The sequence below is a fragment of the Pseudokineococcus sp. 5B2Z-1 genome, assembly GCF_037482305.1.
In the GTDB taxonomy this organism is placed as follows: domain Bacteria; phylum Actinomycetota; class Actinomycetes; order Actinomycetales; family Quadrisphaeraceae; genus Pseudokineococcus.
In genome coordinates this window covers 151,148-160,295 of record NZ_JBBHZG010000003.1, presented here as the reverse complement: position 1 = coordinate 160,295, position 9,148 = coordinate 151,148, and the positions used below count along the sequence as shown (strand labels likewise).

The window sequence follows — 9,148 nt, the reverse complement described above, 5'->3', positions numbered from 1 at the left end:
CGCCACCGGTGGCGCCCGGCCGCCGCCGGCCGTCCCTAGGCTGCGCCCATGAGCGCAGTGCAGCACTCCCCCCGTGGCGGCTCGGGCGGGACGACCGGTCGGACCTGGTGGTGGCAGGTCGACCCGCCGGCGAGCCTCGCGGACGTCGTCGTCCGCGCCGCCGAGGACGAGCCCGACCGCGAGGTGCTGGCCCGGCGCGCCGGCGGGGGCTGGGAGGCCGTCACCGCGGCGCGCTTCCGCGAGGAGGTCGAGCAGGTGGCGCTCGGGCTCCTCGACGCCGGCGTGGCGCCGGGCGACCGCGTCGGCCTCATGGCGCGCACCCGGTACGAGTGGACGCTGGTCGACGCCGCCGTGTGGGCGGTCGGGGGCGTGGTGGTGCCCGTCTACGAGACCAGCGCGCCCGACCAGCTGCGGTGGATCCTCGAGGACTCCGGCGCCGTCGCGTGCTTCGTCGAGACGCCGAGCCACGCGCGCACGCTGGCGCAGGTCGCCGACGGGCTGCCGGCGCTGCGGACCTCCTGGGTGGTCGACGGGGGCGCCACGGGCGTCCTGCCGACGCTCGCCGACCTGGTCTCGGCGGGGGGCGCGGCGGGCGCGGACGGGCGCGCCGAGCTCGAGCGCCGGCGGGCGGCCCTCACCCGGGACGACGTCGCGACGATCATCTACACCTCGGGCACCACCGGCCGGCCCAAGGGCTGCGTGCTCACCCACGGGAACTTCCTCGTCGAGTGCGGCACGGCCGTGGAGCTCCTGCCCGAGCTCTTCGAGGACCCGGGCTCCTCCACGCTGCTCTTCCTCCCCCTCGCCCACGTCTTCGGCCGGATGATCGAGGTCGCCGTGCTCATGGCCCGGATCCGCGTCGGGCACAGCGACGTCGCCCGCATCACGCGCGACCTCCCGACCTTCCAGCCCTCCTTCGTGCTCGCCGTCCCGCGGGTCTTCGAGCGCGTCTACGAGACGGCGCGGCGCCGCGCGACGACCGAGGGCAAGGGGGCCGTGTTCCAGCGCGCCGCCGACGTCGCCTCCGCCTGGAGCCGCGCCCAGGACACCGGGCGCCCGGGCCTGCTGCTGCGGGCCCAGCACGCGCTGTTCGACCGGCTCGTCTACGGCAAGCTCCGCGCCGCGCTGGGAGGCCGCGCCGAGTGGGCCGTGTCCGGCGGTGCGCCGCTCGGCGAGCGGCTCGGCCACTTCTACCGGGGCATCGGCCTCACGATCCTCGAGGGCTACGGCCTCACCGAGACGACGGCGGCGACGACGGTCAACACCCCCCGCGACCAGCGGGTCGGCTCGGTGGGGCGCGCGCTGCCGGGCACGGAGCTGCGCATCTCCGAGGCGGGCGAGGTCCAGGTGCGCGGCGGGCACGTCTTCCGGGAGTACCTCGGCAACGCGCAGGCCACGCGCGAGGTCCTCGACGACGACGGCTGGTTCGCCACCGGCGACCTCGGCTCCCTCGACGCCGACGGGTACCTGACGATCACCGGGCGTTCCAAGGACATCCTCGTGACGTCCTCGGGCAAGAACGTCTCCCCCGGCCCGCTGGAGGACAGCCTGCGGGCGCACCCCCTCGTGAGCCAGGCCGTCGTCGTCGGCGACGGGCGCAGCAGCGTGGGGGCCCTCGTCACGCTCGACCAGGAGGCGCTCGACGCCTGGCTCACCCAGTCCGGCCGCCCGGCCGCGCCGGCGGCCGACCTCGTCGAGGACCCCGACCTGCTGGCCGAGCTGCGCCGCGCCGTCGACGCGGCCAACGAGAGCGTGTCCTCGGCCGAGGGCATCCGGCGCCTGCGGGTCCTGCCCGTCGACCTCACCGAGGAGGGCGGGCAGCTGACGCCGAGCATGAAGGTCAAGCGCGGCGTCGTCCTCGAGGAGTTCGCCGACGAGGTCGAGGCGATGTACCGCCCGCGCCGGTAGCCGGCGGCCCGCGGGGCGCGCCACCGCGTCGCCGTCCGGCGGGCCCCTCGCGGTCGCCGGGCGGTCGACGCGCCGACACCCGGGTCGGGTGGGCTCGCGGGTGGTCGGGCAAGGCCTCCAGACCCGGGACGCGGCTGCCGATGGACCGGCAGGATGGGACGACGACGAGGCGGGGAGCCGGCGGTGCGGGGCAGGACGAGGACGCGGCGGACGACGAGCGCGGCTGCGGTGGTGCTGGCGAGCGCCGCGCTGTGCGGAGGGCTCGTCGTCCCGGCGGCGGCCGCGGGCGCGGTGACGCCGCCCGCGACGGGCGCGGCCGTCGTGCCGCTGCCCGGCGCGACGGCCGGGCCCGACGACACCGGACCCGGCGACACCGGACCCGGCGACACCGGACCCGCGCCGGCCGAGACGCCCGCCCCAGGCGCTGCGCAGGACGGCGTCGCCCCGGGCGAGGCCGCTGCTGCTGACGACGGCGCTGCTCCCGAGGACGGCGCTGCTCCCGAGGACGGCGCTGCTCCCGAGGAGGGCGCCACCCCGGAGGACGGCGCTGCCCCGGACGACGAGCCGGCGCCGGAGGACGGCGAGGAGCCGGCGGCGCCCGAGGAGCCCGCACCCGTGCCGGACCCGCGAGCGGTCGCCGCCTACGAGGCCGCGGTGGCCGCCTCGGCGGAGGCGTCGGCGCGGCTGGCCGAGGTGTCCGCCCGGGCGACCGTCGCGCTGGAGGCGCGTGACGCCGCCCGCGCCCGCCACGACGCCGCCCTCGCCGAGCGCGCCCACCAGGAGCAGGTCGCGGCCTCGGCGGCGACCCTCGTCGCGCAGGGCCGCAGCGCCGTGGGCCGCTGGGCCAGCTCGGCCTACCGCGGCGCCGAGGACGCCCGCGGCGGCATGCCGGTCGCCTCGGCGCTGCTCGGCAGCGCGACGACCGACGAGGTCGGCTCCCAGCTGAGCCTGCTGCAGGCCGTCGGGCGCCAGCGCGCGGGGGCCGTGCGCGGGGCCCTCGACGCCGAGCGCCTCGCCGAGCAGGCGCTGGCGCGCGCGGCGGCCGCCGAGGAGCGCGCCGTGGCCGAGCAGCGGACGGCCGACGCCGAGGCGGCGGCGGCCGAGACCGCGCTCGCGGAGCAGCGCGAGCTGGCCGCCGCGGTCGACGCCCGCCTGGCCGCGGCCCGCGAGGAGCTCGGCCTGCCCGAGGGCGTCACGACGCCCCCGCTCGCCGTCGGGGGGCTCGCGGGCGTGCAGGCCGCCGGCGCGGCCCGCGGGGGCGGGTGCGCCTCGAGCGACCTCAGCGCCTACGCCAACGGGCAGATCCCCGAGGAGGCGCTGTGCGCGCTGCGGACGGCGCCCGGCCACCGCCTGCGCGGGGACGCCGCGGCGGCCTTCGACGCCATGAGCCGGGCGTACGAGGAGGTCTTCGGGACGCCCCTGTGCGTCACCGACTCCTACCGGCCCCTGGCCGACCAGATCCGCCTGCGGGCCACGAAGCCGGGTCTCGCCGCCGTCCCCGGCACGAGCCGCCACGGCCTCGGCCGCGCCGTGGACCTGTGCGGCGGCGTGGAGGACTTCGGGACGCCGCAGCACGCGTGGGTCGTCCAGCGAGCCCCCCTCTTCGGCTGGTTCCACCCCTCGTGGGCCGGGCGCGGCGGCAGCAAGCCGGAGCCGTGGCACTTCGAGTTCGCCGAGACCGCGACCGGCGCGGGCGCGGCCCCGGCGGCCCCGTGACGGCAGCGCACCACGACGGGACCAGCCCGGGGACGGCCGGGCCGGGCCGCACCCGCCCCCCCGCCCTCGCGGGCGACGGGCCGCTCCTGCTCGCCCACCGGGGCTTCTCGCGGGACGGCCTGGAGAACACCCTCCCGGCCTTCGCGGCGGCCCTGGAGCTGGGCGCCGACCTCGTCGAGACCGACGTCCACACCACCGCCGACGGGGTGCTCGTCGCCTTCCACGACGACCGCCTCGACCGGGTGACCGACGCCGAGGGCGAGCTGGCGCGGACCCCCTGGTCGGTGGTCTCGCGCGCCCGCATCGGCGGCCGGGAGGCGGTGCCGCGCCTCGCGGACGTCCTCGAGGCCCTCCCCGGGGCGCGGCTCAACATCGACGTCAAGGCCCCGGGCGCCGTGGAGCCGCTCGCGGACCTGCTCCGCCGGACCGGGGCGTGGCGCCGCGTCGTCGTCGCGAGCTTCTCCGAGCGCCGCCGCCGCGCCGTGCTCGCGGGCCTGCCCGCCGCGACCGCCGCCTCGGCCGGGGCGCCGCTCGTCGCCGCCGTCGTGGGGGCCGTCCGCGCCCCCCTGCCCGCGGCCGCGCGGCGGCGGGCCGTCGCCCGGGCCCTGGCGGGCGTCGACGTCCTCCAGGTGCCCGAGCGCGTGGCCACCCCCGCGTTCGTGCGCGCCGTCCACGAGGCGGGCCGGCTCGTCCACGTGTGGACCGTCGACGACGTCCCGACGATGCACCGGCTGCTCGACGAGGGCGTCGACGGGCTCGTGACCGACCGCACCGACCTCCTGCGCCGCGTGCTGGACGCGCGCGCCGGCGGGTCGGGGCGCGCCCGGTGAGCCGCTCCCCCGCGGCGCGCGCCCCTGTCGCCCCGGTCCCTCCGGAGCTGCGCCGCGAACGTCGCGCCTGGTACGTCTACGACTGGGCGAACTCGGCGTACGTCACGACGACGGGCACGGTGCTCTTCGCCCCCTACCTCACCGCCGTGGCCACGGCGGCCGCCTGCCCGGACCTCGCCGACGGCGCGACGTGCGACGCCACCCTCTCGGTCCTCGGCGTGCCGGTCGCCCCGGGGTCGCTGGCGCTGTACACGACGACCGTCTCGACGGCGCTCAGCGCGCTGCTGCTCCCGCTCGTCGGCGCCCTGTGCGACCGGGTCGTGCGCAAGCGCCTGCTCCTCGGGGCCTTCGCGCTCGTCGGCGCCGCGGCCGCCGCGGCCATGGCCGCCGTCACGGGCACCGACTGGCAGCTCGGCGTCGTCCTGCAGGTGGTGGCCGGGGCCTCGCTCGGGGCCTCGCTCGTCGTCTACAACGCCCTGCTGCTCGACCTCGCGGGCCCCGACGAGCGCGACGCCGTCTCCAGCCGGGGCTGGGCGCTGGGCTACCTCGGGGGCTTCCTCCTGCTCGCGACCAACCTCGCCGTCGTGTCCGGGCGCGACGCGCTCGGGCTCACGGAGGCCGAGGCGGTGCGCGTGAGCCTGCTGTCCGCCGGCGTGTGGTGGGGCGTCTTCAGCCTCGTGCCCGTCCTCGGGCTGCGGGACCGCCCCCTCGTGCGGCCCCCGGACGACGAGCCGGCGCCCGCACGGCGCCGGGGCGCCCTCGCCGGCAGCGCCGGCGAGCTCGTGCGGACGCTGCGCCACGCGCGGGGCCACCCCATGACGCTCCTGCTGCTCGCGGCCTTCCTGCTCTACAACGACGGCGTCCAGACGGTCATCTACGCGGCCAGCCTCTTCGGCACGGTCGAGCTGGGGCTCGCGCAGGCGCAGCTCATCACCGCGATCCTCCTCGTCCAGGCCGTCGCCTTCGTGGGCGCGCTCGTCTTCGGCGCCCTCGCCGGCCGCTTCGGCGCGAGGCGCACGGTGCTGTGGTCGCTCGTCGCGTGGACGGCCGTCGTGGCGGCCGGCTTCGTCCTGCCGCCCGGCCGCTTCGGCCTCTTCCTGCTCCTCGCCGTCGCCATCGGGCTCGTGCTCGGCGGGACCCAGGCCATCTCCCGGTCCCTGTACAGCCAGCTCGTGCCGGTGGGTCGGGAGGCGCAGTACTTCAGCCTCTACCAGGCGGCCGAGCGCGGGACCTCGTGGGTCGGGACCCTCGTCTTCGGCCTCGTCTACCAGCTCACGGGCTCCTACCGGCCCGCCGTCGCCTCGCTCGTCGTCTTCTTCGTGCTCGGCGGCCTCCTGCTGCTGCGGGTCGACGTCCGCCGGGGGATCGCGGACGCGGGCCGCGAGCAGCCGAGGAGGGTCTGAGGGACGCGCGGTCCACCGGGCAGGGGCACGGGGGCAGCGGGCACGAGCGCCGGGGTGGGCGCTGCTCCGTCCGGGTGACGCCGGCCGCGCCGCCCCCGCAGGTGCGGGGCGGACCGGGAACCCGAGGGCCGCCCGGGCATCCGCAGGAGGCCGCGGCGTCGAAGGAGGGATGACGGTGCCCGGGACGGCGGGCCCGTCCCGGCCGGGGCGAACTCCCAGGTGCCGCCCAGCCGGATGAGGAACAGGGTGCTGCGGGTGACCGTTGGACCCCAGGTACCGGACGCCCCCATCCCGCGGCGTCCCGTGGCAGCAGAACAGGATGGAGGTGGCTCACCATGGCCGACAGGAGCCTGAGAGGCACCCGGCTGGGCGCGGCGAGCCTCGAGTCGGACACCGGCGTCGAGCCGGCGCCCCGGCAGATGCGCGAGTACGTCTGCTCGAACGACCACCGGACCGTGGTCCCGCTCTCCGTGGAGGCGGACGTGCCGGCGCTCTGGGAGTGCCGGTGCGGCGAGATGGCGCTCCTGCGAGACGCCTCGCGCCCCGAGGAGAAGCCGGGCAAGCCCCCGCGCACGCACTGGGACATGCTCCTCGAGCGGCGCTCGGTCGCCGACCTGCAGGTGCTCCTCGACGAGAGGCTGGAGCTGCTGCGCAGCGGCATGCTCCACGCCAAGCGCTCCGCCTGAGCGCTCGCGCACCGCTCGCGGCGCCGGCCCCCTGACCTCGGTGCCGGCCCGCGAGGAGCGCACCACGACGACGGCCGCGCCGCCCCCTCGGGGGCGGCGCGGCCGTCGTCGTGAGGGCTCGCGGCGCGTCAGCGCGGCTCCGGCGGGTCCTGGGGCGGGGGCAGCACCCGCCCGCGCAGGAGCCCGTCGCCCTGGTCCCCGTCGCCCCGCTCACCGTCGCCCCGCTCACCGTCGCCGGGTCGTCCCGCGCCGGAGCGCCCGCTCGAGGCGTCGGGGTCGAGCACGACCCGGCCGGCGACGACGTCGCCGCGCCGGAGCCCGACGACCCGGAGCGCGAGCGCGCCGGCCGCCGCGCCGAGCAGCCGGCGCACGAGCGGGCGCGTGGGGGGCAGCACGCACGCGAGGCCGACGACGTCGCTGACGAAGCCGGGCACGACGAGGAGGAGCCCGCCGAGCGCCACGAGCCCGGCGTCGCCCAGCTCCCGGCTCGCCGACCGGCCGTCGAGGCGGCCCTCCCGGGCCGCGCGCGCCGCGCGCCGGGCTCCGCCCAGCCCGCCCCGGACGAGGACGACGACGCCGAGCGCGGCCGCGGCCATCAGCAGCAGGACGGTCCACCCCGCGCCGACCGCCTCGCCGACGAGCAGGATCCCGAGCAGCTCGACGAGGACGGCCAGGGGTGGCACGACGGCGAGCCACCGGCGCCGTCCGCCCGGGCTCCGGCGGGAGCCGGCCGTGCGGGAGGCGCTCACGCCGGGCCGCCCGCCGCCGAGGGCACCGGTGACCGGCGCGCGCCGGGTCCGGGACCGCGGGGGTCGTCGTCCGCGGCGCCGGCGCCGTCGTCGTCGTCGGGCCGTCCGGCCCGGGCGCGGCGCCCGCCCAGGGCGCCGGCGAGGGCCGCGAGGGCCCCCAGCACCGTGAGGGCGACCTCCGGCCAGGCGCCGGCGCGGGCGGCGGGGGTCAGGCTGGTGCGCAGGGGGACCTCCTGGACGAGGACGTCAGGCGTGAAGAGCTCGGTGGTGCGGCCGGTGCTGCCGTCCGGGGCGATGACCGCCGAGACGCCCACGGTGGACGCGTGGACGACCGCGCGGCCCTCCTCGACGGCCCGGACCCGGGAGATCGCCAGCTGCTGGACGCTCTCGTCGGTGAAGCCGAAGGTGGCGTTGTTCGTCGGGACGACGAACAGCTGGGCCCCGCCGCGGACGACGTCGTCGACGAGGCCGTCCTCGACGACCTCGAAGCAGATGAGGGCCCCGAGCCGGGCTCCGGCGACGTCGAGGAGGCCCGGACGAAGTCCCGGCACCATGTCGGCGCGCACGAGGTCGACCTTGTCGCTGAAGAGGCGGAAGAAGTCGCGGTGGGGCACGTACTCCCCGAAGGGCACGGGGTGCCGCTTGGCGTAGACCTGCGTCGGGCCCTCCTCCGGGTCCCACACGACGACCACGTTGCGCAGCTCGTCGTCCTCGAGCCCCTCCCCCGTGCTTCCCGTGCCGCTCGCGCCGGCCTCGAGGTCCGCGGGCAGCCCGGTGCCGCGGCTGCCCCGGACGAGCGTGCCGACGAGCACCGGCGCCCCGATCGCCCGGGCGGCCTCCTCGATCCGCGCAGCGGCGTCGGGGTTGGCGAACGGGTCGATGTCGCTGGCGTTCTCGGGCCAGACGACGACGTCCGGCTGGGGCGCCCGTCCCGCGGCGACGGCGTCGGCCAGCTCCACGGTGCCGCGCACGTGGTTGTCGAGGACGGCGCGCCGCTCGGCGTTGAAGTCCAGGCCCGGCTCGGGCACGTCGCCCTGCACGGCGGCGACGACGAGGGTCCCGGCCTCGGCGGCCGTGGGGCGCGGCACGAGCGCCCCGCCGGCGGCGAGGAGCGCCGCGAGCAGCAGCGGCGGCAGCGCCCGCGCGGTCGAGCGCACGAGCGTCCGCGGGGCCGTGGACGTCGGGCCGGCGGTGCGCGGCGCCTCCTCGCGGCGGAGCCGGTGCTCCCCCGCCGCCGCAGCGAGGTGCAGGAGGGCCAGCGCCAGCGCGGCCCCCGTCGTCGCGACGGCGAAGGACACGAGCGGCGCCCCGCCCAGCGCGGCCAGCCCGACGGTCGGCGCGTCCGCCTGGCTGAAGGCGAGCCGCCCCCAGCCGAAGCCCCCGAAGGGGAAGCGGGCCCGCAGGGCCTCCACGCCCGTCCACACCGCGCCCGCGCCCACCGCCTGCAGGCACGCCGTCGCCGCGCCCGGGGGCGCCCAGGAGCCCGGCGGCACCTCCCGGCGCGCGCCCGTGCCCGGGGTGAGGGGGCGCAGCACGAGCGCGAGGAGGACCCCGGCGAGGGCGACGAAGAGGGCCTCGGCCACCGCGAGCGCGTAGGCGACGGGGCCGACGTACTCCGCCGTCCAGCGCAGCAGCACGACGAAGAGGACCAGGCCGTGGAGGAGGCCCAGGAGGGCGGCGGTGCGCAGCCGCGCGCCGGCGACGGCGGCCACGAGGGCGCCGACCCCGGGGGCGGCGAGCCACCACCAGCCCGGCTCGGGGAAGGCGGCTGCCACGAGCGCGCCCCCCAGCGCGGCGGCGGCCGCGCGGGCCAGGGGCGAGGGGCGCAGCAGCACGGGGCCAGGGTAGGCGCCCGG

7 protein-coding genes are annotated in these 9,148 nt (G+C 78.9%); 5 read left to right on the top strand and 2 right to left on the bottom strand.

What is annotated here, in order from left to right; all coding sequences use genetic code 11:
- Positions 1 to 48 precede the first annotated feature (48 nt).
- From WDV85_RS09205 to WDV85_RS09185, 5 genes are all read left to right on the top strand, one after another.
- Positions 49 to 1,908, top strand: a complete 1,860-nt coding sequence (locus WDV85_RS09205; protein WP_339570321.1) for an AMP-dependent synthetase/ligase — start codon at positions 49 to 51, stop codon at positions 1,906 to 1,908.
- A gap of 228 nt (positions 1,909 to 2,136) precedes the next feature.
- A complete protein-coding gene (locus tag WDV85_RS09200) occupies positions 2,137 to 3,624 on the top strand; it encodes a M15 family metallopeptidase (RefSeq protein ID WP_339570320.1) in 1,488 nt (495 codons plus the stop codon).
- Positions 3,621 to 4,454, top strand: coding sequence for a glycerophosphodiester phosphodiesterase family protein (locus tag WDV85_RS09195; protein ID WP_339570319.1), 834 nt, complete (start codon positions 3,621 to 3,623; stop codon positions 4,452 to 4,454). Before WDV85_RS09200 ends, WDV85_RS09195 begins: the two co-directional genes overlap by 4 nt.
- Positions 4,451 to 5,857 (top strand): MFS transporter, encoded by a 1,407-nt coding sequence (locus WDV85_RS09190; protein WP_339570318.1) that lies wholly within the window; start codon positions 4,451 to 4,453, stop codon positions 5,855 to 5,857. Before WDV85_RS09195 ends, WDV85_RS09190 begins: the two co-directional genes overlap by 4 nt.
- A gap of 335 nt (positions 5,858 to 6,192) precedes the next feature.
- Entirely contained in the window at positions 6,193 to 6,543 is a 351-nt protein-coding gene (locus WDV85_RS09185) for an RNA polymerase-binding protein RbpA (RefSeq protein WP_171204248.1), read from the top strand.
- Positions 6,544 to 6,671: 128 nt separating this feature from the next.
- On the opposite strand, the gene WDV85_RS09180 is transcribed toward WDV85_RS09185, so the two are convergent.
- Positions 6,672 to 7,292, bottom strand: coding sequence for an FxsA family protein (locus WDV85_RS09180; RefSeq protein WP_339570317.1), 621 nt, complete (start codon positions 7,290 to 7,292; stop codon positions 6,672 to 6,674).
- Positions 7,289 to 9,127, bottom strand: a complete 1,839-nt coding sequence (lnt, locus tag WDV85_RS09175) for an apolipoprotein N-acyltransferase (RefSeq protein WP_339570316.1) — start codon at positions 9,125 to 9,127, stop codon at positions 7,289 to 7,291. Before lnt ends, WDV85_RS09180 begins: the two co-directional genes overlap by 4 nt.
- Positions 9,128 to 9,148 lie beyond the last annotated feature (21 nt).